24 protein-coding genes and 1 pseudogene are annotated in these 24,840 nt (G+C 55.0%); 12 read left to right on the forward strand and 13 right to left on the reverse strand.

Features of this window, described 5'->3' with window-relative positions; all coding sequences use genetic code 11:
* Positions 1-188 precede the first annotated feature (188 nt).
* Entirely contained in the window at positions 189-1,379 is a 1,191-nt protein-coding gene (gene ydeE / locus H7R76_RS11575) for an efflux MFS transporter YdeE (protein ID WP_106930612.1), read from the forward strand.
* Positions 1,380-1,433: 54 nt separating this feature from the next.
* Here the strand turns inward: ydeE and H7R76_RS11580 are convergent, their stop codons facing one another.
* Complete coding sequence (locus H7R76_RS11580; protein WP_106930610.1) at positions 1,434-2,537, reverse strand: cobalamin-independent methionine synthase II family protein; 1,104 nt, start codon at positions 2,535-2,537, stop codon at positions 1,434-1,436.
* 152 nt (positions 2,538-2,689) lie between these two features.
* Entirely contained in the window at positions 2,690-3,088 is a 399-nt protein-coding gene (locus H7R76_RS11585) for a rhodanese-like domain-containing protein (RefSeq protein WP_182967845.1), read from the reverse strand.
* A gap of 85 nt (positions 3,089-3,173) precedes the next feature.
* On the opposite strand from H7R76_RS11585, the gene ftrA reads away from it, so the two are divergent.
* Entirely contained in the window at positions 3,174-4,163 is a 990-nt protein-coding gene (gene ftrA / locus H7R76_RS11590) for a transcriptional regulator FtrA (RefSeq protein WP_182967847.1), read from the forward strand.
* Positions 4,164-4,246: 83 nt separating this feature from the next.
* Complete coding sequence (mgtS, locus tag H7R76_RS11595; RefSeq protein ID WP_146145744.1) at positions 4,247-4,342, forward strand: protein MgtS; 96 nt, start codon at positions 4,247-4,249, stop codon at positions 4,340-4,342.
* A gap of 167 nt (positions 4,343-4,509) precedes the next feature.
* Here the strand turns inward: mgtS and H7R76_RS11600 are convergent, their stop codons facing one another.
* Together H7R76_RS11600 and dcp are read right to left on the reverse strand one after the other, a co-directional pair.
* Entirely contained in the window at positions 4,510-4,680 is a 171-nt protein-coding gene (locus tag H7R76_RS11600; RefSeq protein WP_181358056.1) for a hypothetical protein, read from the reverse strand.
* Positions 4,681-5,023: 343 nt separating this feature from the next.
* Complete coding sequence (dcp, locus tag H7R76_RS11605) at positions 5,024-7,075, reverse strand: peptidyl-dipeptidase Dcp (RefSeq protein ID WP_182967849.1); 2,052 nt, start codon at positions 7,073-7,075, stop codon at positions 5,024-5,026.
* Positions 7,076-7,273: 198 nt separating this feature from the next.
* Here dcp and ydfG point away from each other — a divergent pair, with 198 nt between their 5' ends.
* Positions 7,274-8,023, forward strand: a complete 750-nt coding sequence (ydfG, locus tag H7R76_RS11610; protein ID WP_106930602.1) for a bifunctional NADP-dependent 3-hydroxy acid dehydrogenase/3-hydroxypropionate dehydrogenase YdfG — start codon at positions 7,274-7,276, stop codon at positions 8,021-8,023.
* Between the two features lie 91 nt (positions 8,024-8,114).
* On the forward strand, positions 8,115-8,801 hold the full coding sequence (locus H7R76_RS11615) for a GntR family transcriptional regulator (RefSeq protein WP_106930600.1): 687 nt from the start codon (positions 8,115-8,117) through the stop codon (positions 8,799-8,801).
* A gap of 33 nt (positions 8,802-8,834) precedes the next feature.
* Here the strand turns inward: H7R76_RS11615 and H7R76_RS11620 are convergent, their stop codons facing one another.
* From H7R76_RS11620 to H7R76_RS11645, 6 genes are all read right to left on the reverse strand, one after another.
* Complete coding sequence (locus tag H7R76_RS11620; protein ID WP_106930598.1) at positions 8,835-9,263, reverse strand: universal stress protein; 429 nt, start codon at positions 9,261-9,263, stop codon at positions 8,835-8,837.
* Between the two features lie 217 nt (positions 9,264-9,480).
* Positions 9,481-10,941 carry a mannitol dehydrogenase family protein gene (locus H7R76_RS11625; RefSeq protein WP_182967851.1) on the reverse strand — a complete coding sequence of 487 codons (1,461 nt, stop codon included), beginning with the start codon at positions 10,939-10,941 and terminating at the stop codon, positions 9,481-9,483.
* Positions 10,942-11,111: 170 nt separating this feature from the next.
* Positions 11,112-12,653, reverse strand: coding sequence for an MFS transporter (locus H7R76_RS11630; RefSeq protein WP_106930594.1), 1,542 nt, complete (start codon positions 12,651-12,653; stop codon positions 11,112-11,114).
* Between the two features lie 26 nt (positions 12,654-12,679).
* Entirely contained in the window at positions 12,680-14,086 is a 1,407-nt protein-coding gene (uxaC, locus tag H7R76_RS11635) for a glucuronate isomerase (protein ID WP_182967853.1), read from the reverse strand.
* A gap of 47 nt (positions 14,087-14,133) precedes the next feature.
* Complete coding sequence (gene manD / locus H7R76_RS11640; protein WP_106930590.1) at positions 14,134-15,348, reverse strand: D-mannonate dehydratase ManD; 1,215 nt, start codon at positions 15,346-15,348, stop codon at positions 14,134-14,136.
* 181 nt (positions 15,349-15,529) lie between these two features.
* Positions 15,530-15,856 (reverse strand): YnfA family protein, encoded by a 327-nt coding sequence (locus H7R76_RS11645; protein WP_106930666.1) that lies wholly within the window; start codon positions 15,854-15,856, stop codon positions 15,530-15,532.
* Between the two features lie 150 nt (positions 15,857-16,006).
* Between H7R76_RS11645 and H7R76_RS11650 the strand changes: the two genes are divergently transcribed.
* Positions 16,007-16,348, forward strand: a complete 342-nt coding sequence (locus H7R76_RS11650; protein ID WP_106930588.1) for a DUF1283 family protein — start codon at positions 16,007-16,009, stop codon at positions 16,346-16,348.
* A 194-nt stretch (positions 16,349-16,542) separates the two neighbouring features.
* On the opposite strand, the gene H7R76_RS11655 is transcribed toward H7R76_RS11650, so the two are convergent.
* Positions 16,543-17,253 carry a YnfC family lipoprotein gene (locus tag H7R76_RS11655; RefSeq protein ID WP_106930586.1) on the reverse strand — a complete coding sequence of 237 codons (711 nt, stop codon included), beginning with the start codon at positions 17,251-17,253 and terminating at the stop codon, positions 16,543-16,545.
* Between the two features lie 104 nt (positions 17,254-17,357).
* Between H7R76_RS11655 and H7R76_RS11660 the strand changes: the two genes are divergently transcribed.
* Positions 17,358-17,612, forward strand: a complete 255-nt coding sequence (locus tag H7R76_RS11660; RefSeq protein ID WP_106930584.1) for a DUF1161 domain-containing protein — start codon at positions 17,358-17,360, stop codon at positions 17,610-17,612.
* Positions 17,613-17,645: 33 nt separating this feature from the next.
* On the opposite strand, the gene H7R76_RS11665 is transcribed toward H7R76_RS11660, so the two are convergent.
* Positions 17,646-18,047: a dTDP-glucose pyrophosphorylase gene (locus tag H7R76_RS11665; RefSeq protein ID WP_182967855.1), complete on the reverse strand. Its 402-nt coding sequence runs from the start codon at positions 18,045-18,047 to the stop codon at positions 17,646-17,648.
* A 245-nt stretch (positions 18,048-18,292) separates the two neighbouring features.
* On the opposite strand from H7R76_RS11665, the pseudogene ynfE reads away from it, so the two are divergent.
* The 5 genes and pseudogenes from ynfE (at position 18,293) to clcB (ending at position 24,187) form a co-directional block, all read left to right on the forward strand.
* Positions 18,293-20,728: pseudogene (ynfE, locus tag H7R76_RS11670) on the forward strand (selenate/tellurate reductase subunit YnfE).
* A 10-nt stretch (positions 20,729-20,738) separates the two neighbouring features.
* Positions 20,739-21,356 carry a DMSO/selenate family reductase complex B subunit gene (locus H7R76_RS11675; protein WP_182928944.1) on the forward strand — a complete coding sequence of 206 codons (618 nt, stop codon included), beginning with the start codon at positions 20,739-20,741 and terminating at the stop codon, positions 21,354-21,356.
* A 1-nt stretch (position 21,357) separates the two neighbouring features.
* Positions 21,358-22,215 carry a dimethyl sulfoxide reductase anchor subunit family protein gene (locus H7R76_RS11680; RefSeq protein ID WP_182967857.1) on the forward strand — a complete coding sequence of 286 codons (858 nt, stop codon included), beginning with the start codon at positions 21,358-21,360 and terminating at the stop codon, positions 22,213-22,215.
* Positions 22,216-22,263: 48 nt separating this feature from the next.
* On the forward strand, positions 22,264-22,878 hold the full coding sequence (gene dmsD, locus H7R76_RS11685) for a Tat proofreading chaperone DmsD (RefSeq protein ID WP_182967859.1): 615 nt from the start codon (positions 22,264-22,266) through the stop codon (positions 22,876-22,878).
* 13 nt (positions 22,879-22,891) lie between these two features.
* Entirely contained in the window at positions 22,892-24,187 is a 1,296-nt protein-coding gene (gene clcB / locus H7R76_RS11690; protein ID WP_182967861.1) for a voltage-gated ClC-type chloride channel ClcB, read from the forward strand.
* Here clcB and bioD read toward each other — a convergent pair.
* A complete protein-coding gene (gene bioD, locus H7R76_RS11695) occupies positions 24,140-24,835 on the reverse strand; it encodes a dethiobiotin synthase (RefSeq protein WP_106929064.1) in 696 nt (231 codons plus the stop codon). The two genes, clcB and bioD, sit on opposite strands and share 48 nt — an antisense overlap.
* Between the last annotated feature and the right edge of the window lie 5 nt (positions 24,836-24,840).

A 24,840-nucleotide genomic window follows, 5' to 3' on the forward strand; every position in this document is an offset into this window, starting at 1 on the left:
CCGTCATTTATTAAATTTATGTAAACACAATCAAAGTAACGAAAAATTCACCCCAGGAATAGATCATTATTTCTGGCAGGCTGAAATCGCACTTCCCGACAAGACCCTGGCTATACAAGCCGCTTATGGCGTGATATTTCTGAAAGCGATAACAAAAAATAAGCCAACCACACTTCTCGGGCAGGAAAATGAAACCAACGACAAGGCGATCCACGATTGCGCTGCTGGCATCGTCGTTACTGTTAACCATCGGGCGCGGTGCCACACTTCCCTTTATGACCATTTACCTCACGCGCCAGTACGCGATGACGGTAGATACCATCGGCTACGCGATGTCTATCGCGCTGGTGATTGGTGTGGTGTTCAGCCTCGGCTTCGGCATTCTGGCCGACAAGTTTGATAAAAAACGCTATATGCTGATCGCCATCGCGTTCTTCATCTGCGGTTTTGTGGCTATCCCGCTGGTACACAGCGTCACGCTGGTGGTGTTTTTCTTTTCGCTGATCAACTGTTCGTACTCGGTGTTCTCCACCGTGCTGAAAGCCTATTTTTCCGATACGCTTGCGCCTACCACTAAAGCGCGCGTGTTCTCGCTGAACTATACGTTCCTGAACATCGGCTGGACCATCGGGCCGCCTATCGGCACGCTGCTGGTCATGAGCAGCATCAACCTGCCGTTCTGGCTGGCAGCCATTTGCGCGGCGTTCCCGTTGCTGTTTATCCAGCGCTACGTTGAGCGTGTCTCAGCGGCCGAAATGGCGGAATCGCCGGTCGCCTGGTCACCGTCGGTTCTGCTACGCGATCGGGCGCTGCTGTGGTTTACGCTTTCCGGCCTGCTGGCGTCGTTTGTCGGTGGTTCATTCGCTTCCTGCCTGTCACAGTATGTGCTGGCCATCGGCGACAGCACCTTTGCCGAAAAAGTCGTGGCGGTGATCCTGCCGGTCAATGCCGCCGTGGTGGTGACCTTGCAGTATGCGATTGGCCGCCGGCTTACCTCGACCAACCTGCGTCCGTTGATGACCTTTGGCACCGTCTGCTACGTGCTGGGCCTGGCGGGTTTTATGATGTCGGGCAGCAATCTGCTGTTCTGGGGGCTGGCGGCCGCCGTCTTCACGTTGGGCGAGGTTATCTACGCCCCGGGAGAATATATGCTCATCGACAACATCGCCCCGCCGGGAATGAAAGCCAGCTATTTTTCCGCTCAGGCGTTGGGGTGGTTAGGGGCGGCGCTGAATCCGCTGTTGACCGGGCAGATCCTGACGCATTTCGCGCCCCTTGCGCTCTTCCCCATCATGATGGTGGTGATTGTGCTGGCCTGGCTGTTGATCTTCCGCGGCATTAAAGCCAGCGGCTGGCACCCTGAGCTTAACGCCGTGTGATAGCGCAATCGGCCGGATAAGCGTGCTGCCTAATCCGGCCTTTGCCTGCGCGAATCACCAGACCTGTGCGGCAATCCCCGTCACCAGACGTACCTTATCCCACTGTTGCTGTTCACTCAGACTATTGCCCTCTTCAGTGGAGGCAAAGCCGCACTGCGGGCTCAGGCAGATTTGATCCCGCGCCACGTAGTTTGCCGCCTCTTCCAGGCGCGCCTTCACCCCTTGCGGATTTTCCAGCTCACCGTTTTTGGTTGTAATCAGACCCAGCACCGCTTTTTGATGCCCAGGACGGATGAAGCGCAGCGGTGCAAAGTCGCCAGAACGATCGTTGTCATATTCCAGGAAGAACGCATCAACGTTCACACGGCCAAACAGGATCTCGGCTACCGGTTCATAGCCGCCTTCCGAAATCCACGTCGAGCGGAAGTTACCGCGACAGACGTGCAGGCCGATAATCAGGTCGTCCGGTTTACCTTCCAGCGCGCGGTTCAGCACATCGGCATAAATTGCCGCCAGTCGATCCGGATCGTCACCGCGCTCACGCACCTGCCGACGCTGGTCTTCGGAACACAGATAGGCCCAGACCGTGTCATCCAACTGAAGGTAGCGGCAGCCCGCATCATAGAAGGCACGGATGGCATCACGCCAGGTATCGGCCAGATCATTAAAATAATCCGCCAGATCCGGATATACGGTGGCATCAATATCTTTGCGCCCGCCGCGGAAGTGCAGCACGCTGGGGCTTGGAATCGTCATTTTCGGCGTGGCATCGCCGCTGATGCTTTTCAGGAAACGAAAATCGTCCAGCATAGGATGGTCACCAAAGCCCAGCTTGCCAGTCACGCGAATGCCATGGGCCCGCGTCTGCACGCCGTTAAATTGAATGCCCTGCTCCGCATCATAGCGTTCAACGCCCTGTAGGCCGTCAAAGAAATCAAAGTGCCACCAGGCACGACGGAATTCACCGTCGGTCACTACGTGCAGGCCGCAGTCGCACTGGTGCTGCACAACGCGACGAATTTCCTCGTCCTCTACCGCACGCAGCTGCTGTGCGGTGATGTCTCCGTTAAGCCACTGCTGACGCGCCTGCTTTATTGCCAGCGGACGTAAAAAGCTGCCGACGATATCGGCGCGATAAGGAGCGTGTTGATGTGCCATGCGTTTCTCCTGACTTCCCGGGAGAATGTGTTTCCCCTGGGTGATTATTGGTTATTTAAACTATTTAGCCTTCTGGATGGCTAGATACCCAAATAATGTCATCCGTAACCCACGCAGGCAAACGAGAATAATTCATGGATGATGAAGAAAATTCACGATCCCACGTTAAAAGCGAAACCTTCATCCTGCCAACCGGTGATACCGCCAATCATTATTTTCACCGGACGCCCAAGCATCGCCAGCTTAAGCGCCGCGCGATCTGCGCCGTTACAGTGCGGCCCCGCGCAGTAGACCACAAACAGCGTTTCCGGCGACCATGTCTGCATACGCTCAGCGTTGATCTCTGCGTGACGAAGGTGAATCGCACCGGGGATATGGCGGAACGCAAAGGTCTCGGCGTTGCCCACCACGTGCAGTAATACAAAATCTAACGGCGGCTGCTGGAGCGCGGCATGAACATCAGCACAATCCGTTTCAACGCTCAGACGCTGGCGGAAATGGGCGGCGGCTTCGGCGGCGCTGGCGGCCGGAAATTCAGTTACGTAACTCATCGTTGACTCTCTCATTATGTGTTACCACTATGGTAACGATGCGATGAGTATAAACAGGCACCTGCCGAGAGGACCGCCCCCAGAGATGACAGAAAACGGCCAGAATATGACAATCCGCGCCCCTCGCGTGGTGGTGCTCGCCTATGACGGGCTATGTACCTTCGAATTTGGCGTGGCGGTCGAGGTCTTTGGCCTGCATCGCCCGGAAATGGGCGACGACTGGTACCGTTTCGCCGTTGCCGCCGTCGATGACGGTGAACTTCGCGCCACCGGCGGCATTCGGATTATGGCCGATGGCGGCCTGACGTTACTCGACGACGCCGACACCATCATCGTTCCCGGCTGGCGTGGAATAGACAGCCCGGTGCCCGATGCGCTGTGCCAGGCGCTACGCCGCGCGCACCAGCGTGGTTGTCGGGTGATGTCGATTTGTTCCGGCGTCTTCGTCCTGGCGGCAGCCGGGCTGCTTGATGGCCAGCGGGCAACCACCCACTGGCGTTATACCGCCCCACTGCAGCAGCGCTACCCGCAAATCAAGGTGGCGGAGGACGTGCTATACATCGAGGAAGGGCACGTATTGACCTCCGCGGGCAGCGCTGCGGGGATCGATCTTTGTTTACACGTGGTGCGCCTGGATTATGGTCTGGAAGCGGCCAATCGAGTTGCCAGGCGGCTGGTCATCCAGCCGCACCGCGACGGGGCCCAGAAACAGCAGGTAAGTCGGCCGGTTGCCCGCTCCCGTGAGAGCCAGCGTCTGGGCGTGCTGTTTGATTTTCTTCATCAGCATCTGGCCGATAGCCATAGCGTCCGTTCGCTCGCAGAACGGGTGGGCATGAGTGAACGGACATTTCTGCGACGTTTCCAGGAGGCCACCGGCAAAACGCCTGCCCGTTGGCTGCTTGATGCCCGCCTACGGCAGGCACAGCACCACCTGGCGTCCAGCAGAGACAGCGTAGAGCGAGTGGCGGAGATAACCGGTTTTGGTAACGCCAAAAATTTGCGTCTGCGTTTTCAGCAGCATTTGGCCATCAGTCCGCTGGCCTACCGTAAGAAATTTACCGCAACAAATAATTAATTCACAAATGACCGCGTTAGTCTAAGTTTAAAACAGTACGCTAAAGGATGTCCGGAGTGGAATCGTTAAAAGAGGAGGTCATCATGCTGGATAATATGCACGTGTTTCTGGTTGCAATGGGGCTTATTCTGTTTTCCGGTTTTCTGACTGCCTATTTTAGCGGGAAATGGAACGATTAACGACAACCGAAATAAGCCTGTAGCATATCGCGCATAAAAAAACCGCCAGGAAACTGGCGGTATAAATGCTTGCATGGATAGATTTTTACTTCTCCAGTTCCCCATCCGTCCTGAATGAAGAAACCGTTGCTGTAAAGGGATCTTATCACTGCTTTATTCAACTAATGCTAAACGGCCAACGCATTATTTAAGGCGGTGTGTTTCCACGCCTTCTTGCTCTGGCAGCCGGCCCGCCGGCCCGCCCACAATCTGCCGGAACGCGACTCCTGTAAGTCCTGATGCTCAGGACGGGTAGACCAGATGGATTCGCGACGAGCGTTACGCTGGGATTTTTTCATTATTGCCTCCGGGCAGATTGTCGATATTAAATCCATTAACTCAACGATTTACGCAGACATGTTAGCAAGCTGAATGGCGAGTTATTTCAACAACTGCACGTATTTGTAAAGAGCCTGTGAGCCAGCGCACCTCTCTGCGCCAAGAGGTGATACCCTACCGAAAATGTCAGGTTGCGTAATTGTTATCACCACGTAAAATCACAGCAGTTGCCTTCGCTCCAGGAATGGCAGCAACAATGCTCTATTTATTGTGGTACTTAACCCGCCAGCCCTGTGTGCGGGTTTTTTTTCGTTTTTTACGCTCGTCCGGAATATCTAAACAGCCGGACGAGCGGTGCGAGTATTAATCCGTTTCGCTTAAACCACGATTTTTCAGCATCGGCGCAATGCGCGGATCGTGTTCCCGCCAGCAACGATACAGTTTTTCTAAATCGCTGCTGTTACCGCGCGATAAAATAGCATCGCGAAAACGTTGACCGTTCTCGCGATTTAAACCGCCGCGCTCGACGAACCATTGATAACCATCATCGGCCAGCATTTGCGTCCACAGATAGGCATAATAACCCGCCGCGTAGCCGCCGCCGAAAATATGCGAAAAATAGCTGCTGCGGTAACGCGGAGGAACGGCAGCAAGATCGATACGCTCGCGGTGCAGCGCCTGAGCTTCGAACTCCTCTACGCTCTCAGGCAATGAATTTGCCGACAGGCTGTGCCAGTTCATATCCAGCAGCGCCGCGCTGAGCAGTTCGCTCATATCGTAGCCTTTATTGAAGTTCGCTGCGCGGAACAGGCTATCTCGCAACGTTTCCGGCATCGACTCACCGGTTTCGTAATGACGCGCATAGTGGGCAAACACCTCCGGATGGCTCGCCCAGTGCTCGTTTATTTGCGATGGAAACTCAACAAAATCACGTGGCGTATTGGTGCCGGATAACGTCGCATAACGCTGATTCGCAAACAGGCCGTGCAGCGCGTGGCCGAACTCATGGAATAGCGTAATGGTATCATCCCACGAGATCAGCGCGCTTTTTCCGGCAGCCGGTTTCGGGTAATTGCACACGTTATAGATAACCGGACGCGTGCCCAGCAGCGTTGACTGCGGGACGAAGTTGTCCATCCACGCCCCGCCGCTTTTGCTGTCCCGGGCAAAGAAGTCGCCATAGAACAGCGCCATTCCCTCACCATCGGCATCAAAAATCTCCCACACGCGCACGTCGGGATGGTAAACCGGCAGATCGAAGCGCTCGATAAAACGAATGCCAAACAGCTGGCTGGCAGCCCAGAACACGCCATCAATCAGCACACGCTCCAGCGCCAGGAAAGGCTTAATTTGTGCTTCATCTATCGCGTATTTTTCGCGCCTGACCTGTTCGGAATAATACAGCCAGTCCCAGGCCTGTGCGCTGAAGGGCGCATCACCGTTATCAATCAGCGCCTGAATATCGGCCAGTTCACTTTCAGCGCGAGCGCGGGCCGCCGGGGTAATTTCGCGCATGAACTCAAACGCCGCCTGCGGCGTTTTTGCCATCTGGTCAGCCATGCTCCAGCTGGCATAATCGGCATAGCCAAGCAGCTCGGCCTGACGCGCGCGGATGGCGACCAGTTTGAGAATGCGTTCACGCGTATCGTTATCGTCGCCGCGCTGATTGCGCTGCCAGGCCGCATTAAAGAGTTTTTCACGGGTTTCCCGAACGCGCAGACTCGCCAGCACGGGCTGCTGAGTGGTGTTCACCAGCGGAATCAACCAGCGTCCCGCCAACCCGCGTTCCGCGGCCGCAGCGGCGGCCGTGGCAATCTCATCTGCACTTAAGCCGGCTAACGCCGCTTCGCTGTCCACCACCAGTCCACCGTTTTTAGCGGCACCGAGAAGGCACTGGTGAAACTGGCTGCTCAGCGTGGCGGCTTCGGTATTCAGCGTTTTCAGCTCTGCCTTTTGCGTTTCACCCAGCATCGCACCGGCCTGGATAAAACGGGCGTAAATCACCTCAACCAGACGGTGAGACTCGCTATCCAACCCCAGCGATTCACGCTGCGCCCAGACGGACTGGATACGCTTAAATAGCGCATCGTTAAGATAAATATCGTTCGCCAGTCCGGCCAACTCGGCAGAAAACGCTTCATCCAGCCGCTGAATGGTCTCATTGCTGTTTGCGGCGGCCATGGCAAAGAACACGGCGGTGACGCGCGCCAGCATCTCGCCGCTTTTTTCCAGCGCCACGAAGGTATTGTCGAACGTTGCCGGCTCAGGGTTATGTGCGATGTCGGCAACCTCCTGACGTTTGCGCTTCAGCGCTTCATCAAAAGCCGGACGATAGTGCTCATCGTTAATCATATCGAACGGCGGCGCCTGATACGGTAAGGTGCTGCTGGCAAAAAAGGGATTCATGGCCGACATGGTGTACTCCTTAACAAAACGGTTAACCGTAGCAGAATAAACAAAACGGCGCGGGGCTGCCCGCTTATCTCAACATTCCCGCATTTTTCTTCCTCGCGGGTTATCGCCTTTCTTTCAGTAAAGCGCAGGGCCGTGATAGTTATGCCCCAGGCGTTCTGCTATCGTAATGTGACAGTTAAACGTTGAAGGAACAGAGAAATGATCGTACTGGTAACCGGAGCAACGGCAGGATTTGGCGAAAGCATAACCCGCCGTTTTATTGCCAACGGGCATAAAGTCATCGCCACAGGCCGTCGTAACGAACGTTTAAAAGCACTCAAAGATGAGCTGGGCGACAGCATCCTGACCGTGCAGCTTGACGTGCGCAACCGCGCGGCGATTGAAGAAACCATTGCTAACCTGCCGGCAGCGTGGCGCGAGATTGATATTCTGGTCAATAACGCCGGGCTGGCGCTGGGTCTGGAGCCCGCACACCGTGCCAGCGTTGACGATTGGGAAGATATGATCGACACCAACAACAAAGGCCTGGTGTATATGACCCGCGCGGTACTGCCGGGCATGGTAGAACGCAATCGCGGCCATATTATTAACATTGGTTCCACCGCCGGTAGCTGGCCTTATGCCGGTGGCAACGTCTACGGCGCCACCAAAGCCTTTGTGCGCCAGTTCAGCCTTAATCTGCGTACCGATCTGCATGGTACCGCCGTTCGCGTCACGGATATTGAGCCAGGGCTGGTCGGCGGAACCGAGTTTTCCAACGTTCGCTTCAAGGGTGACGATGCGAAGGCCGGAAAAACCTACGAAAATGCCAATGCCCTGACGCCAGAAGACGTTACCGAGGCGGTCTGGTGGGTCGCGACGCTGCCAAAACACGTCAATATTAATACCGTAGAAATGATGCCGGTCAGCCAGACCTACGCGGGTCTGAGCGTTCATCGCGAAAGTTAGCATTTAATCCCAGCCCGCCCCCCGGTCGGGCTGGGCTCGGCGGCAAAAAGAGCGTAAAATAGCTGCTTAATCAGCTGATAAGAACGACTCAATGGCCGCCGAAACCCAACTGAACCCAACACAGCCCGTCAACCAACAGATTTATCGCATTCTGCGTCGCGATATTGTGCACTGCCTCATTCCGCCAGGCACCCCGTTGTCGGAGAAAGAGGTATCTCTGCGCTTTGACGTTTCGCGTCAGCCGGTGCGCGAGGCCTTTATTAAGCTGGCTGAAAACGGACTTATCCAGATTCGTCCGCAACGCGGCAGTTACGTGAATAAAATTTCGCTTTCTCAGGTTCGTAACGGCTGCTTCGTGCGCCAGGCGATTGAGTGTGCGGTCGCGCGCCGTGCAGCAACCATGATTAACGATGCGCAAACCTATCAGCTCGAGCAAAATCTGCATCAGCAGCGAATGGCGATTGAGCGCCAGCAGCTGAATGATTTCTTCCTGCTCGACGATGAATTCCACCAGCTGCTGTCGAATATTGCCGATTGCCAGCTCGCCTGGGACACGATTGAAAATATCAAAGCGGCGATTGACCGGGTCCGTTATATGAGCCTCGATCATATTTCATCACCCGAAATGCTGCTGCGACAGCATCACGAAATTTTCAGCGCGCTGGAACAGCGGGATGCCGATGCGGTTGAGAAAGCCATGACTCTGCATCTTCAGGAAATTAGCGAGTCAGTGCTGTTAATTCGTCAGGAAAATCGCGACTGGTTTAGCGAAGAATAATAAAAAAGGCCTTCATTGCTGAAGGCCTTTTTTTTATCGAATAACCATCGTCGGTATATTTGCGTAACGCAAAATTGATTCTGCGTTAGACCCCAGCAGGTGGGTGGTCATGCCGCGCTGGCGCGAGCCAATGACAATCGCGTCGTACTCGCCGGTTTTGCTTAACGCGATCACTTCATCGCGAATATTACCAAAGCGAACTTCGGTGTGCAGTCGCGACTCTGGAATATCAAACAGCCGCTGCAGGCTCTTCATCTTCTTTGCCGATTCCATCTGCATGAAATCTTCAAATTTTTTAATATCTGACGCGAATCCGCGTAATATTGAACGGTTACTGTTCGGCAATACGTTTAATAACGTAATTTCACCAAACTCCCCCGCCAGATACGCGGCATGTCGAATTGCTTTGTCGCTCAAATCCATTTCGAAAATATCTACAGGCATGAGAATTTTTTTGTACATAGCCCGAGCTCCTTATTTCAGAGAATCCATTTTTGTTTCGCTATAACCATGACACAAGCAGGACTTTCTACATAGCATTAATTCACCAAAATGATAGTTTCAGCATGAAAATAATCGTCCATTATTTCAAGCGAGATGAATTAACTTAAAGAAGTGTAATGCGGAGGAAAAACAGGCAAGAAAATGCCGCCAGGGCTGGCGGCATTATAGGGTGTCATTAACGCGCAGCAAACTCGGCGACGGTCGCCTTCGCGCCTTTGCTCACCAGCGACAGGTAGGCCTGGGTCACCAGATCCACGAATTTGCCTTCCTGCGGCAGATCGTGACCGAAGATGGCTTCGATAGCCAGCAGTGCTTTCACGCGGGATTCGCCCCCTTCGCTCTGCTGGACCGCCGCCTGAATGACCGGCAGCAGCGGATCGCAGACTTCAATGGCGTTACCCTGTTCATCTACTCCACCCACATAACGCAGCCAGCCAGCCACGCCCAGCGCCAGCAGCGCAAAGCTGCTGTTATCCGCCAGGTGCCAGCGTACGGAGTCCAGCATACGCTGAGGCAGCTTCTGGCTACCGTCCATGGCAATCTGCCAGGTGCGATGACGCAGCGCAGGGTTGGTGTAACGAGCGATAAGCAGGTCGGCATAGCGCGCCAGGTCAACGTTCTGCACTTTCAGGGTCGGAGCCTGCTCTTTCAGCATCAGATCGTGCGCAGCGCGGCGATAATTTTCATCGCCCATGCAGTCGTTAATGTGCTGATAGCCCGCCAGGTAGCCCAGATAAGCCAGGAACGAGTGGCTGCCGTTAAGCATACGCAGCTTCATCTCTTCAAACGGGATCACGTCGCTGACCAGCTCAGCGCCCGCTTTTTCCCAAGCCGGGCGGCCCGCGACAAAGTTATCTTCGATAACCCACTGACGGAACGGCTCACAGGCCACACCCGCCGGATCGCGTACGCCAGTCAGCTGTTCAATTTTATCCAGCGTTTCCGGCGTCACGGCCGGTACGATACGGTCAACCATTGTGGACGGGAACGTCACATGGGACTCGATCCAATCGGCCAGACCCGCATCCACGGCGCGCGCATACGCGCACACGACGTTGCGCATCACGTGACCGTTTTCCGGCATATTGTCGCAAGACATAACGCTGAACGCCGGCAGACCCGCCGCTTTACGACGTGCCAGCGCTTCAACCACCACGCCCGGCGCTGATTTAGGCTGATGCGGGTTTTGCAGGTCAGCCGCGATAAGCGGATGATCGAGCATCAGTTGGCCGGTGGCCGGAGAGTGGCAGTAGCCTTTCTCAGTGATCGTCAGGGAGACAATCGCCACCTGCGGTTCACACATTTTTGCCAGCACGGTTTCCAGACCATCAACCTGGGCGTGCAGCGCTTCTTTGACCACGCCCACCACGCGGGCAGTCCATGCATCCGCGGACATTTCCGCCACGGTGTATAAATTGTCCTGATGATTCAGGTCGGCAATCTGCTGCTCACCGCCGATCAGGTTAACTTCGGTATACCCCCAATCGCTGCCGTGCTCAGCGGCAAGGATATCGGCATAAACAGCCTGATGTGCGCGGTGGAATGCGCCGAAGCCCAGGTGCACAATACGTGGCACCAGTTTGCTGCGATCGTAGGTCGGGAGAGTCGCCTTCGCGGTTAATAGCATATTCTGCATCTTTTTTACTCACTGTAGAGAATGTTGATTGCCATACTAGATTAACGAGTTCATCAAGCGAGATTTTGATTTGCATTAATTTATTGGCGATTGGTATGACATGATTTTCAAGCTGTGTGACAGCATCAGCAAAAGTCAGCGGCCGTTGCTGATGCTGTCACGGCGGGCGGTTAGTTTACGCGCGCTGGGCGGCGGTATGTGCTGTCGGTTTTCTGCGGCACATTCCAAAGGTCGTCATAGGAATAGCCGGTCAGGTCTTCCACAATATGCCGCGTTTCCGGCGTCACATCTTGTTTTGCCCCATTCGCCTTCAGACGTTCAACTTCATCAACGAAAATCTTATGCGTGCGTTTATTCAGGCGGAACGTCACCGCCTGCCACAATGCGATGACCAGCAAACCGGCGGTACCGATAAACAGCAGCATGGCAATGGTATTGACCGCACTCTCCGGCTGCACCTGGCTGCCCTTGACGAAGCCCCCTTCCTGCAACATCACGCCGACGATGAACGTCGCAATCGCAACGGTCGTTTTACGCGAGAACGTCATGACCGCAGCGAACAGCCCTTCACGGCGCTGACGGGTGATCATTTCATCAATATCCGGGATAAACGGGAACACGTTCCACGGCGTAAATTCCAGCACGCAGCGGCCAACCTGATACAGCGCGGCCAGTACGACCAGAATCGTCACCTTATTGTCAGTCGGGAACTGGTAAACCATAAACAGCCCGGCCAGGCATAGCATCATCAGGGTATAGGCAAAAACGTACAGTCGTGACGGCCCGAACTTAATGATTGCCACCCCCGCCAGCAGCGTGACCGGCAGGCCGACGATACTCATCGACAGCAGCGTGCCGGACAGCGATGGCGACACGTTCAGGCAATATACACAGAAGAAAACAAAGACCGTGTTATAGACATCTTTTGCCGTAAAGGAGAACAAATAGATAGCCAGATGTTTACGGAAAGCGCGAACTTTCAGCGTCGAGTAATACTCTTTGAACAGTTTGCCCGTGGCGGCTACTTTCGCTGCAAAGGTGGTCGGCTGATGATCTTTTTCCAGCTCGGCCAGCATTTCCGGCGTGAGTTCACGCTCCCAGGTGACTTTCCAGGAGATGAAGACGCAGAACATAAACAGCACTGCAAATACAACGCCATTAATAAAATAAGCGTTTGGATCGTGCTCGCCAAAGTGGCTAATCAGCAGGCCAGGAATAAAGGTCGCCAGGAAAGTACCGGAAGCCGACAGGAACATCCGGCAGGTCGAGAGCTTAGTACGCGAGTTAAAATCTTTGGTCATCTCCGACGGCAGCGTCTCCCACGGGATCAGCACCATTGCCGCAATAATTTCAAAGGCAAGATACACGGCGAGGTAGAACCAGAAGCTCATCCCGGTAATCCACAGCAGAATGTACACCAGCATCAGCGGTGCGCCGATCAGTAAGAAGAAACGGCGGCGGCCAAAGCGTTTGCCTAAGCGGTTTTTATAGAAATGGTCGGTGAAACTGCCCATAAACAGGCTGACGATAGCATCAACGATACGAGCAATCGCTACAATTGAAGCGGCTTCAACCGGCGACAAACCGACAAAGGTGGTATAAAAGAATAAAAGCCAGGCGCCAATAACGGTAAACGCACCGCCCCCCATAATATCTGTTAAGCCATAACCAATGCTGACTGGAATTGTTATTTTTCTATTAGTACGAGACATGTTCTACCCTCATGTAAGGAAGGACGTTAGAATCTAAAATAGTTCACTGCATTATCGTGACAAATATTCTTAACCATCCGCGTTAATATCCTCTCATCATCAGGAATTTCACCACGGTCAACCCAACTACCTATTAAATTACAAAGAATACGCCGGAAATAATCGTGACGAGGATAAGACACCAGGCTACGTGAATCCGTTAGCATGCCAACGAAGTGCATTAATAAACCCTGATCGGCCAGGCTATTCAGTTGGTTTTCCATTCCCCGGCGAGTATCGTTAAACCACCAGCCGGAACCAAACTGCATCGGAGATTTGACACCGTCATCCGCCGACTGGAAATTAGCGATAGTTGTCGCAACAATATCGTTATAACTGGCGTTCAGATTATAAATTATGGTCTTCGGCAGACCGCTATTCTGCGCCATCGCATCCAGCAGGCGATTGAGACCCGAGGCCAGATGATGCTGGTCGGCAATGGAATCAAACCCGGTGTTAATGCCAAGCTGCGCATGCATTTTGCCGTTATTGTTGCGAATAGCGCCAAAATGCACCTGCATCGCCCAGCCGCGCTGTTTATACTCTTTCGCCAGCATCACCAGCATAGCGCTATTGAGTTGTACGGTTTCCCGCTCGCTTAGCAGCATACCGCGGCATTTCTGGCTAAAAAGCGTATTAATCGTTTCCGCATCGGCAGCAAGATACGCAATGCTGACCGGCCCGTGGTCGGAGATGCGACAGCCCACTTCGTGAAACACCTCAATACGCTGCGCCATCGCAATGGCAAAATCGTTAAAGGAGCGAATCGACTGTCCGGTAGCCAGCGCGAGCTTGTCAATAAAGCGGCAAAATGCCTGGGAATCTTCGGTAAAAATATCATCCGGGCGGAACGTAGGCAGTACCCTGGTCGTGAAACTCGGGTCCTGCTGTAGCCGTCGATGATATTCCAGCGTATCCAGCGGCGCATCGGTGGTGCAAATAACTTCAACGTTGGAGCGAGAAATTAAATTACGTGGTTTAAAATCATCGCCGGAAATTAAACCATTACAATGCCGCATAATTTCCTGCCAGTTATCACTAGACAGCATTTCATTACAGGAAAAATACTGACTTAACTCTAAATGCGTCCAGTGATATAACGGATTACCAAAAGCGGCTTCGACGGTTTCCGCATAGGCCTTAAATTTTTCTTCCGGCGTGGCATCACCGGTTATATACTTCTCGGCAATTCCATTTGCGCGCATCGCTCGCCATTTATAGTGGTCACCAGCCAACCACAGCTGGGTGATATTTTCGAAATTTTTATTTTCGTAGATTTCTTTTGCATCAAGGTGACAGTGATAGTCGATGATCGGTAATTTTGCAGCGACGTCTTTATATAACCGAACACCGACTTCACTATCGATCATGAAACGATCGTTAATGAAGTCCATGTTTATTCTCTTGTTAAGATAAAGCTTACTTTACTGATTACGGGGGATTACCAGTTCCACAGCGTGCCGTCTTCAAGACGAGCGACCGGTAAATATGCAGGGTCATACGGATATTTTGCCGCCAGTTTTTCATCAAACTCGATGCCTAAACCGGGTTTATCACCTGGGTGCATATAGCCGTTATCGAAGGTCCAACTGTGCGGGAAGACTTCCAGCATCTGCTCGGAGTAGCCCATATATTCCTGCACGCCAAAGTTGGGTACCCACAGATCGAAGTGCAGCGCCGCGGCCATACACACCGGAGAAAGATCGGACGGGCCGTGTGAGCCGGTACGCACCTGGTAAAGCGAGGCAAAATCGGCGATGCGGCGCATACCGGTGATGCCTCCCGCGTGGGTAATCGTGGTGCGGATGTAGTCGATAAGCTGCTCTTCGATCAGCTGCTTGCAATCCCAGATGCTATTAAAGACTTCACCTACCGCAATCGGCGTCACAGTATGCTGGCGAATCAGACGGAAGCACTCCTGGTTCTCCGCTGGCGTTGGGTCTTCCATCCAGAACAGACGGTAATCTTCAACGCTCTTACCAAAGCGTGCGGCCTCAATTGGCGTCAGGCGGTGGTGCATGTCATGCAGCAGATGTTCGTTAAAGCCAAACTGGTTACGAACGGCATCAAACAGCTTCGGCGTAAAGTCGAGGTATTTTTCCGTTGACCACAGTTGTTCCTCCGGCCATAGACCCTTGGTCGCCGGTTCGTATGCCTGCCCTTTTCCTTTTGCCATCCCGTAGGTGGTTTTCATGCCCGGTACGCCGCACTGAACGCGTATGGCCTTGAAGCCCATCTCTTTATGACGTGCATAATCTTCCAGCACTTCATCAATCGTGTGGCCGGTGGTGTGACAGTAAACCATGACCCCTTCGCGTGACGCCCCGCCCAGCAGTTGATACAGCGGCATACCGGCCGCTTTGGCTTTAATATCCCACAGCGCCATATCCACGGCGGAGATAGCCGACATGGTCACCGGGCCACGACGCCAGTACGCGCCTTTATAAAAGAACTGCCAGATATCTTCGATGCGGTGCGCGTCGCGCCCCACCAGCTGCGGGCAAAGGTGATCTTTTAAATAAGATGCCACGGACAGCTCGCGGCCATTCAGCGTCGCATCGCCGTAGCCAATTAATCCGCTGTCGGTAGTAATTTTCAGCGTGACAAAGTTACGACCCGGACAGGTTACAAAAACCTCAGCACCCACAATTTTCATCTTCAATCCTTACATCTCATCGGTTAGTGCGAAAAATTTACGCCCTGAACTACTACCATACAAGTATAGAGATCAAAAATTACCGAGAAGGATCACAAAAAAAAGGGGAATGCGTGCTGAAGAAGGCATGACAAGTCACACCCGTTATGTCGAAAACTGATGGTCACGCGCGACGATAGCACTACGCTCTGCCCCAGCCGGCAACGATGATCAGCATGCCGCACAGCGCAACCGCCGCGCCAAGCCAATCGTACAGGGTCAGTTTTTCCCCCTCCACGACCCGCAGCCACAAGAGTGCGGTGAAGATATACACCCCACCGTAGGCGGCGTAGACGCGCCCGCTGGCCGCCGGATGCAGCGTCAACAGCCAGACGAACAGCGCAAGCGACAGCGCGGCAGGCAGCAGCAGTAACGGCGTAGCGCCACGCTTAAGCCAAAGCCATGGCAGGTAGCAGCCGATAATTTCACACAGCGCGGTAGCAAAAAAAAGCAGCGAAGTTTTGAGCATCATGACGGATCGATAAACTAAGAATGGCGCCATCATACGGATAAATCATGACGAATCGACCACATGATTTTCGCGGGTATGCCAGCCAGAAGAGATGTAGTAGACTGCTCAACAGGAGCCATCGTTTTTATCACGTTAAAGGAACCCAAAATGAAAATTACACTTAGCAAACGCCTGTGCCTGACGGCAATGCTGACGCTGGGTGCCGTCGTGTACACCGCTTGCGCATCGGCTGAAACCAGCAAACTGATTATTGAATCCGGCGATAGCGCACAGAGCCGTCAGAATGCAGCGATGGACAAGGAGCAGTGGAACGATACGCGCCAGCTGCGCCAGAAAGTGAACAAACGCGCGGAAAAAGAGTGGGACAAAGCCGACGTGGCGTTTGACGCTCGCGATAAATGCCTGCAAAGCCCGAACGTCAATGCCTACTGGGAACCCAACACCCTACGCTGCCTTGATCGCTCAACGGGCCGCACCCTGCATCCATAAAAAGCGCCGTGGCCGTAATGCTTGCCAGTTAAGGCGTTGACTTCAGAAGTCAGGAGCAGGAACGGTAGGCCGGATAAGGCGTTTGCGCTGCCATCCGGCAATCAGCGTGCAGTATGCCGGATGGCGCTTTGCTTATCCGGCCTACGCTACGTATTCAGCATTACGCCGTGGGCGTCTTTTTCATTTCACGGCGGCTAGTAGTATTCAATCGTATTTTTGATCGTGTAGCGCTGGGTCGTCGCAGGTTTGACGCTCTCATCAACGATCGTTAAATCACAGCTCACCGGGTTGTCATGGCCATCGTAATCGCAACGCTGGATCACGTTGCCGACCGGCTGTTTGTCCAGCAGGCTGACCGAGGTATAGTCAAGCTTCTTACGACTGTCCTGTGACGGGGTGGCCACAATCGACAGCGTTTTATTCTTCGTCGTTGACGTTTTCCCCAGCGGGTAGCCTTCGGCATCATAGCGATAGTCGACCTCACTCTCTTTGCCCTGTGCTTTCACCACAAAACCGTTATCGTCCGTTTCCCACGAAACGCCCGCCGACGGAAACTCGGCCAGCTGACATTTGCCCTGCAAACGCACGCGTTTTTCGCGCGTGACGCCGTCGAGATAATAGTTCGCGTCCAGCACCAGCAGCGCGCCGGTGTCATCCTCAATATTGTGAAACTCCAGCATATCGAAGCACCCCTCACGCGAAAGCTGCGCGCTAACGCGTTTCGACACTTCGCCCTTCTCGTTGAGCAGCGTCTGGCTGAAATCCTTCACCGGCCCGCGCAGCGGATCAAAATCAAATTCGTTAGAAAAACTGGCCATTTCCGGCGTGAATGCCGCGGGAGCGCCGGGTTTATCGCAACCGCTGAGCAGGGTCAGCGCTGACGCCAGTAATAATAATTTCTTCACACCGCCATCCTGTTTCGGGAGTTTTCTCAATCATATTAGGAAATACAATTGTTTACACTAGCACTGCTATACTTTTTGCGAGTCTAAAGATAAAGGAGCCGACCATGAGATCTTCACGCTGGTTACTGGCACTTCTGTTAGCAGGCGCGATGCCCGCGCTCGCGGCAGTACCGGAGTCCTGCGAGCGCGTTCGTAGTGACATTCAGCAGAAAATTGAGCAAAACGGCGTAGCACAAGACGCGTTCAGTCTCGATATCGTCCCCAATGACCAGGCCGACCAGCCGGGGGCACAGGTGGTAGGCCACTGCGCCAACGACACCTTCAAAATTCTCTACACCCGCACCGATAACGCTCAGTAACCCCCTGCCGCCTTCGCCCGGAGGCGGCTCGCTTTATCCGCCCTGCTCAACGGTAAACTCAAGCGCTACGCCAATCAGCACGGCATCACGCAGTGAATGATCGTCAGACAGCGCGTCGAGCTCTCCCTGAAAACGCAGCTTCTGCGTAGTCGTATTGATAGTCAGGCGCGAATGCAAACAGGGCAGCGACTGCGAGGTGATGGGATACACCACCCGACCGGAAACCAGCACCGGGATCTTGCGCAACGCCGTCGTTTGCAGCACGCCAACCGTCGAATAAAGCACCGCCAGCGGCGTCACCGCGATCACCGGTTTATCGGTGACGCTAATGAAATCGAGCAAAATTTCGGGGCGCAAAAAATTCAGCCCCTTATGCGGAACGGTGACCGTCTCAATCGCGGGCATCGGGATAACGTGGGTAGCAATATCGTGCATAGGGGAGGTTCCATCAGCATCAGAGTTTCGCATTGCAGGAGGGCCCGAAATGCGCTTTTTTTGTTGTAAAACAATTATGCATAGCCCCTCGAATACTGGCAAATATCGTTACGCAATTCCTTTACGCCGTTCCGTTGAGTTTTGACCACGGTTAATACTTGTATACCACTTAGCGGGTAGGATGACGCTCCATTAGCGTGTTTCTAATTGCACGATGTAATCATTAAATAATAATGGAGTGAGCAATGTCCGATCAGGAAAAGCCCGGGGGGCTAAGCCGACGCACCCTCATTAAATCGTCAGCGATTGGTTCGCTGGCCCTCGCCGCCGGTGGTCTATCGCTGCCTTTCTCCCTGCGAGCAACGGCAGCGGCCGTGCAGCAGGCGCGCGGTAAAGACGATAAAGTGGTCTGGGGCGCTTGCTCCGTTAACTGCGGCAGCCGCTGTGCGCTGCGGCTGCACGTGAAAGATAACGAAGTCTACTGGGTTGAAACCGACAACACCGGCGAAGATCGCTATGGCGATCACCAGGTGCGCGCCTGTCTGCGCGGTCGCTCCATTCGTCGGCGAATCAACCATCCCGATCGCCTCAACTACCCGATGAAACGTGTCGGCAAGCGCGGCGAAGGTAAATTTGCGCGTATCAGCTGGCAGGAAGCGCTGGACACCATTGCCGACAACCTGAAGCGCGTGGTGAAAGATTACGGCAATGAAGCGGTTTACATTAACTACTCTTCCGGCATCGTCGGCGGCAACATTACCCGCTCTTCACCGTCCGGTTCGGCCGTCATGCGTCTGATGAATTGCTACGGCGGCTCGCTCAACCAGTACGGAACCTACAGTACCGCGCAAATCGCCTGCGCTATGCCGTATACCTACGGCAGCAATGACGGCAACAGCACCTCTGATATCGAAAACAGCAAGCTGGTGGTGATGTTCGGCAACAATCCGGCGGAAACGCGCATGAGCGGCGGCGGCATTACGTATTATCTTGAACAGGCGCGGGAACGCTCAAATGCGCGCATGATCGTTATCGATCCACGCTATACCGACACGGCCGCCGGGCGCGAAGATGAATGGATCCCTATCCGCCCCGGCACCGATGCCGCATTGGTTGCCGGTATTGCATGGGTATTGATTGACGAAAACCTCGTCGATCAGCCGTTCCTCGACAAATACTGCGTCGGTTACGACGAAAAAACGCTGCCGGAAGGCGCGCCGGCCAACGGGCACTACAAAGCCTATATTCTCGGCCAGGGCGACGACGGTATCGCGAAAACGCCACAGTGGGCATCGGGCATCACCGGGATTCCGGCCGACCGTATTATTAAACTGGCGCGTGAAATAGGCAGCGCGAAACCGGCGTACATTTGTCAGGGCTGGGGCCCGCAGCGTCAGGCCAACGGCGAACTTGCCGCCCGTGCGATTGCTATGCTGCCCATTCTGACCGGTAACGTCGGAATTAACGGCGGCAACAGCGGCGCGCGTGAATCGACCTACACCATTACCATCGAGCGCTTCCCTGTGCTGGAAAACCCGGTGAAAACCGCGATTTCCTGTTTTACATGGACCGATGCCATCGACCGCGGAGCAGAAATGACCGCCACCCGCGACGGCGTACGCGGTAAAGAGAAGCTGGATGTTCCCATCAAGTTCTTCTGGAACTATGCGGGCAACACCATCATTAACCAGCATTCGGACATCAACAAAACCCACGAAATTCTGCAGGACGAAAGTAAATGCGAAATGATCGTGGTGATTGAGAACTTTATGACCGCGTCGGCAAAATACGCCGACATTTTGCTGCCGGATCTGATGACCGTCGAGCAAGAAGACATCATTCCAAACGACTACGCGGGCAACATGGGCTACCTGATTTTCATCCAGCCCGCCACCGCGCCGAAGTTCGAACGTAAGCCAATTTACTGGATCCTTAGCGAAGTGGCTAAACGCTTGGGCGACGAGGTGCACCAGAAGTTTACCGAAGGTCGCACTCAGGAACAGTGGCTGCAATATCTGTATGCCAAAATGCGCGCAAAAGACGCGGCGCTACCGGGTTACGATGAGCTGAAAAAAATGGGCATCTATAAACGCAAAGATCCCAACGGCCACTTCGTGGCCTATCGCGATTTCCGTCAAGACCCGCAGGCGAATCCCCTGAAAACTCCATCGGGAAAAATTGAAATTTACTCCAGCCGTCTGGCCGATATTGCCGCGAAATGGCAGTTGGAAAAAGATGAAACTATCAGCCCGCTGCCGGTGTACGCCTCCACCTTTGAAGGCTGGGACGATCCGCTGCGCGACAAATTCCCGTTGCAGCTGTTTGGTTTCCACTTTAAGGCCCGCACCCACTCCAGCTACGGCAACGTGGATGTCTTAAAAGCCGCCTGTCGCTAGGAAATTTGGCTCAACCCGATAGACGCGCAAAAACGCGGGATTCAGAACGGCGATATGGTTCGCGTATTCAACGAACGTGGTGAAGTGCGCATTGCAGCAAAAGTGACGCCGCGCATCATGCCCGGCGTGTCGGCCATGGGCCAGGGCGCATGGCACGACGCGAAGATGGATGGCGATCGCATTGACCACGGTTCCTGTATCAACACGCTGACCACCCACCGCCCTTCGCCGCTGGCGAAAGGCAACCCGCAGCATACCAACCTGGTTGAGATCGAGAAGGTATAAGGATTAGTCAATGAGCACGCAATACGGATTTTTCATCGACTCCGCCCGCTGTACCGGTTGTAAAACCTGCGAGCTGGCGTGTAAAGATTACAAAGACTTAACCCCGGACGTCAGCTTCCGCCGTATTTATGAATACGCCGGCGGCGACTGGCAGGAAGATAACGGCGTCTGGCATCAGAACGTTTTTGCCTACTACCTGTCCATCGCCTGTAACCACTGTGAAGATCCGGCCTGTACTAAAGTATGCCCGAGCGGCGCGATGCATAAACGAGAAGATGGCTTTGTGGTCGTCGACGAAGACGTCTGCATCGGCTGTCGCTACTGCCATATGGCCTGCCCGTACGGTGCCCCACAGTACAATGCGGCAAAAGGCCACATGACCAAGTGCGACGGCTGCCACGAACGCGTGGCGGAAGGCAAAAAACCGATCTGCGTCGAGTCCTGCCCGCTGCGCGCGCTGGACTTCGGGCCGATTGAAGCGCTTCGCCAGAAGCACGGGCAGTTGGCAGCCGTTGCGCCGCTGCCGTCGGCGCACTTTACCAAGCCGAGCATTGTGATTAAACCTAACGCCAATGCACGTCCGTGCGGCGATACCACTGGCTACCTGGCCAACCCGAAGGAGGTGTAAGATGGGCAACGGATGGCATGAATGGCCACTGGTGCTGTTTACGGTACTGGGGCAATGCGTGGCGGGCGCCATCATCGTGAGCGGGATGGGCTGGCTAGCGGCACACAGTGAAACCGACGATCGGCGACGCATCGTACGCAATATGTTCTTCCTGTGGGTGATAATGGGCATTGCCTTTTTTGCCTCGGTTTTGCACCTTGGTTCGCCGCTGCGGGCGTTCAATTCGCTCAACCGCATCGGCGCCTCCGCGCTCAGCAATGAAATCGCCAGCGGCTCGCTTTTCTTCGCCGTCGGCGGCTTCTGGTGGCTGTTTTCCGTACTGGGCAAAATACCGGAAACCCTGGGCCGTATCTGGCTGGTGATCGCCATGGCGCTGGGGCTGATATTTGTCTGGGCAATGACGCGCGTTTATCAGATAGATACGGTGCCAACCTGGTATAATGACTATACGACGGCCACGTTCTTCTTAACCGTCATGCTAACCGGCCCGCTGTTTGCTGCCCTGCTGCTTAAGCTCTCGAAGGTGCCTTTTAACGGCAAGTTCTTTGCCGGTTTAAGCACGCTGGCCTTTCTGGCGAGCCTGGCCATTGTGGTAATGCAGACCAACGATCTGGGGTTTATTCACAGTTCAGTACAGCAGGCCAATGCGTTGCTCCCCGACTGGGGACTCTGGCAGGTCGTGCGCTTCGTGCTGCTGGCGGCGGGTCTGGGCTGCTGGTTATGCCCGCTGCTGCGCCGTGTACCGCCTCGGGCCGTCGGCCTGGCGATCGGGCTGCTGCTGCTGATCGTGGGTGAACTGATCGGCCGTGGGCTGTTCTACGGCCTGCATATGACCGTCGGCATGGCGATTGCCGGATAAACTCTCGGCGCGGGACCTCTCCCGCGCCCTTTTAAGGAATTTGCAGTAATGAATGACGTTCAGCACAACGACGCTTTAGCTTTCTCTGCTCGCGTACTGGGAGCACTGTTCTATTTCGCGCCGGATAGCGCACTCGCTGAGCCGCTGGTCGCCGCCTTACGCGACGGCGAGTGGGCCGGGCAATGGCCGTATCCGCTCGAAAACGCCGATGCGCTGTCCACCGCATTTGCCTCCCACAGCGATGAATCGCTGGCCGAGGCCTGGCAGCGGCTGTTTATCGGCCCATCGGCGTTACCGTCGCCGCCGTGGGGCTCCGTCTGGCTAGACCGGGAAAACGTGCTGTTTGGCGATTCCACGCTGGCGCTACGCCAGTGGATGCGTGAAAACGCGATCGCGTTCGACGTTGAACAAAACGAGCCGGAAGATCACTTTGGTACCCTGCTGATGCTGGCGGCATGGCTGGTTGAAAATGACCGACCAGAAGCCTGCGAGCAGCTGCTTGCCTGGCATCTGCTGCCGTGGGCTCCGCGCTTCCTCAAGGAGTTTGTCGAGAAAGCCAATCACCCCTTCTTCACCGCGCTGGGGCAGCTCGCGCAGCATACTCTTACGCAGTGGCAGTCGCAGCTGCTGATCCCCGTCGCTGATAAAAAGCTCTATCGTTAAGCGTTTCAGCCTCATGCAGCGTCTTCATCATTATCCCGACATCAACGCGATGTTTCGCCGCCTTCTGCTCGCTTGCATCATTGGCGTTCTGGCGGCCCTGGCGGTATCGGCGTTTCGCCATGCCATGCTGCTGTTGGAATGGCTGTTTTTAAGTAACGACAGCGGCAGCCTGGTGAACGCCGCCGAAGGGCTAAGCGGCTGGCGACGCCTGATTACCCCGGCGCTGGGCGGTCTGGCCGCCGGTACGCTGCTGTGGGGCTGGCAGCGCTATACGCGTCAGCGGCCCCATGCGCCCACCGACTATATGGAAGCACTGGAGAGCGATGAGGGCCGATTTGACGCCAGCTCCAGCCTGATCAAATCCACTGCCTCGCTATTGGTGGTTGCTAGCGGTAGCGCAATCGGCCGCGAAGGGGCAATGATACTGCTGGCCGCGCTGGCGGCATCGTTTTTTGCCCAGCGCTTTACGCCAAAAGCCGAATGGAAATTATGGATTGCCTGTGGTGCGGCCGCCGGGATGGCCAGTGCCTACCATGCGCCGTTGGCCGGGAGTCTGTTTATTGCCGAGATTCTGTTCGGCACGCTGATGCTCGCCTCTCTGGGGCCGGTCGTGATTGCGGCCGTGGTTGCCCTGCTCGCCAGTCAGCTACTCAATGGCGACGCCAGGCCGCTTTATCAGGTCGACGCGCTGCCTGCTCTCACTGCCGTTGACTATGGACTGATGCTTGCCGCCGGGTTGATCTGCGGCCTTGCCGGGCCGCTATTAATGTGGCTAATGGATACCACTCACCGCGGTTTTGTGGCGCTGAAGCTGTCGCCACCGTGGCAGCTGGCGCTCGGTGGGCTTATCGTCGGTCTGCTGTCGCTACTGACCCCCGCCGTCTGGGGCAATGGCTACAGCGTGGTACAGGGTTTTCTGCTCACGCCACCGACCCTGGCCATCATTACGGGGATCTTCGTGTGTAAACTGCTCGCCATTCTCGCCAGCAGCGGCTCCGGCGCGCCCGGCGGGGTATTTACGCCCACGCTCTTTGTCGGACTGGCTATCGGGATTTTGTTTGCTCAGGCATGCAGCGCCGGATTCCCGGGAAACGAGAGCCTGCCGATACTGCTGGCGATGACCGGGATGGCCGCGCTGCTGGCGGCGACCACGCATGCGCCGATTATGTCAGCGCTGATGATTTGTGAAATGACCGAGCAGTATACGCTGCTGCCCGGTTTGCTGATGGCCTGCGTGCTGGCGTCGGTGCTGTCGCGTACCTTACGCCAGAATTCTATCTACCGTCAGCACGTTCCGGAGCATCGCTAAATCAACGTACTGGCTGAGTTCACGCTGTTCCGGGCGCGGCAGATACGGCAATTCGCCAATGAGCGGCGCCGGCAGTTTCTTGCTCAACACATCGATAATTTCCGCGTAGTGCGCCAGCCCAGGGTTGATACGGTTGGCAACCCATCCGATCAGCGGTAGGCCGTCATTAGCGATGGCCTGCGCCGTCAGCAGCGCATGATTGATGCACCCTTCCTGGATCCCCACCACCATCAGCACCGGCAGTTGCTCCTGCACGACCCATTCAGACAGCGGGCGCAGATCGTTCATCAGGCTACGCCAGCCGCCCGTACCTTCAACCACCACGTTGTCCACCATGCCGCTGAGATTGGCCAGGCCGTCGGACAGCAGCGTGTAGTTGATTGGGCAACTGTGCGCCACGCTGCTTTCTTCTTCGCTCAGTGCGATAGGATTAATCGCTTCATAGGGCAGCGCCAACGACGAAACGCTTTGCAACACCAGCGCATCTTTGTTACGCAGCCCCTCGGCGGTTTCTTTGCTGCCTTTGGCTACCGGCTTATAACCTGCCACACGTTTCCCGCTGGCGGCGAGCGCCTGTAATAGCGCACGAGAAACCACCGTCTTACCGACAGAAGTATCAGTTCCAGTAATAAAGAAACGATTTAGCATCACTC

The sequence above is a fragment of the Klebsiella sp. WP8-S18-ESBL-06 genome (assembly GCF_014169755.1).
Lineage (GTDB): Bacteria > Pseudomonadota > Gammaproteobacteria > Enterobacterales > Enterobacteriaceae > Kluyvera > Kluyvera ascorbata_B.

Coding starts and splice junctions, on each gene's coding strand:
- H7R76_RS11650 (WP_106930588.1), top strand. CDS start 16,007: ATGAAAATTACACTTAGCAAACGCCTGTGCCTGACGGCAATGCTGACG.
- H7R76_RS11660 (WP_106930584.1), top strand. CDS start 17,358: ATGAGATCTTCACGCTGGTTACTGGCACTTCTGTTAGCAGGCGCGATG.
- bioD (WP_106929064.1), bottom strand. CDS start 24,835: ATGCTAAATCGTTTCTTTATTACTGGAACTGATACTTCTGTCGGTAAG.
- uxaC (WP_182967853.1), bottom strand. CDS start 14,086: ATGGACTTCATTAACGATCGTTTCATGATCGATAGTGAAGTCGGTGTT.
- H7R76_RS11645 (WP_106930666.1), bottom strand. CDS start 15,856: ATGCTCAAAACTTCGCTGCTTTTTTTTGCTACCGCGCTGTGTGAAATT.
- H7R76_RS11680 (WP_182967857.1), top strand. CDS start 21,358: ATGGGCAACGGATGGCATGAATGGCCACTGGTGCTGTTTACGGTACTG.
- ftrA (WP_182967847.1), top strand. CDS start 3,174: ATGACAGAAAACGGCCAGAATATGACAATCCGCGCCCCTCGCGTGGTG.
- H7R76_RS11625 (WP_182967851.1), bottom strand. CDS start 10,941: ATGCAGAATATGCTATTAACCGCGAAGGCGACTCTCCCGACCTACGAT.
- manD (WP_106930590.1), bottom strand. CDS start 15,348: ATGAAAATTGTGGGTGCTGAGGTTTTTGTAACCTGTCCGGGTCGTAAC.
- ydfG (WP_106930602.1), top strand. CDS start 7,274: ATGATCGTACTGGTAACCGGAGCAACGGCAGGATTTGGCGAAAGCATA.
- clcB (WP_182967861.1), top strand. CDS start 22,892: ATGCAGCGTCTTCATCATTATCCCGACATCAACGCGATGTTTCGCCGC.
- dcp (WP_182967849.1), bottom strand. CDS start 7,075: ATGTCGGCCATGAATCCCTTTTTTGCCAGCAGCACCTTACCGTATCAG.
- H7R76_RS11620 (WP_106930598.1), bottom strand. CDS start 9,263: ATGTACAAAAAAATTCTCATGCCTGTAGATATTTTCGAAATGGATTTG.
- mgtS (WP_146145744.1), top strand. CDS start 4,247: ATGCTGGATAATATGCACGTGTTTCTGGTTGCAATGGGGCTTATTCTG.
- H7R76_RS11585 (WP_182967845.1), bottom strand. CDS start 3,088: ATGAGTTACGTAACTGAATTTCCGGCCGCCAGCGCCGCCGAAGCCGCC.
- H7R76_RS11675 (WP_182928944.1), top strand. CDS start 20,739: ATGAGCACGCAATACGGATTTTTCATCGACTCCGCCCGCTGTACCGGT.
- H7R76_RS11630 (WP_106930594.1), bottom strand. CDS start 12,653: ATGTCTCGTACTAATAGAAAAATAACAATTCCAGTCAGCATTGGTTAT.
- H7R76_RS11580 (WP_106930610.1), bottom strand. CDS start 2,537: ATGGCACATCAACACGCTCCTTATCGCGCCGATATCGTCGGCAGCTTT.
- dmsD (WP_182967859.1), top strand. CDS start 22,264: ATGAATGACGTTCAGCACAACGACGCTTTAGCTTTCTCTGCTCGCGTA.
- H7R76_RS11615 (WP_106930600.1), top strand. CDS start 8,115: ATGGCCGCCGAAACCCAACTGAACCCAACACAGCCCGTCAACCAACAG.
- H7R76_RS11600 (WP_181358056.1), bottom strand. CDS start 4,680: ATGAAAAAATCCCAGCGTAACGCTCGTCGCGAATCCATCTGGTCTACC.
- ydeE (WP_106930612.1), top strand. CDS start 189: ATGAAACCAACGACAAGGCGATCCACGATTGCGCTGCTGGCATCGTCG.
- H7R76_RS11665 (WP_182967855.1), bottom strand. CDS start 18,047: ATGCACGATATTGCTACCCACGTTATCCCGATGCCCGCGATTGAGACG.